General features: G+C 66.6%; 1 protein-coding gene. It reads right to left on the reverse strand.

Translation table 11 applies throughout. The features are described from left to right. Positions 1–127 precede the first annotated feature (127 nt). Positions 128–599 (reverse strand): transposase (locus tag FXN61_RS49930; RefSeq protein ID WP_246293378.1); only part of this gene is annotated, 472 nt, incomplete at its 5' end.

Below are 599 nucleotides of genomic sequence, written 5' to 3' on the forward strand. Positions count from 1 at the left end.
AGAAGTCGACTGATGTCTGTGTGACCGCGTGTCGCGGATTAGGCCCGGCTGGGATGTGCCTTTTTGAGGGCGCCGCTGCCGCGTGATGGAGCTGCGACGCTTCTGAGGTTTTCGCTTCGGGGTGACGTCATGGCGGGGCCAGGGTGTGGCCGGTCTCGGCGATGAAGCCGTCGAGGAGTTCGGGCCGGTACTGCATCTTCTTCAGCCGGGTGCGGGCCAGTTCGGCGAGGGCGTCGATGGTGCAGGCAGCGAGGTTGCCCAGGTCATTCTTGAGGTTCGCCCACACGCCTTCCGCCGGGTTGAGGTCCGGGGCATACGCCGGCAGCCGGAAGACGGTCAGCCACCGATCCCGGGCGGCCAATAACTCGCGCATCAACGCGTCCTTGTGATGGCTGGAGTTGTCCCAGACCAGGACGATGTTCCCGCCGAGCTGCTGATGAGCGGCATCCAGGAGCTGGGCGAAGTCGCGTTCCCTGAAGCCGGGCTTCTCACCACGGCGGCCGGAATGGTGCACCAGCATCCGGTAGATCAGCCGGGTCCGCTCGCCCGCCCGGGCACACACTATGCCCGCCAGCGAGATCCGCCCCGAGCCCTTGCCG

The organism is Lentzea indica (assembly GCF_012184385.1).
In the GTDB taxonomy this organism is placed as follows: domain Bacteria; phylum Actinomycetota; class Actinomycetes; order Mycobacteriales; family Pseudonocardiaceae; genus Lentzea; species Lentzea indica.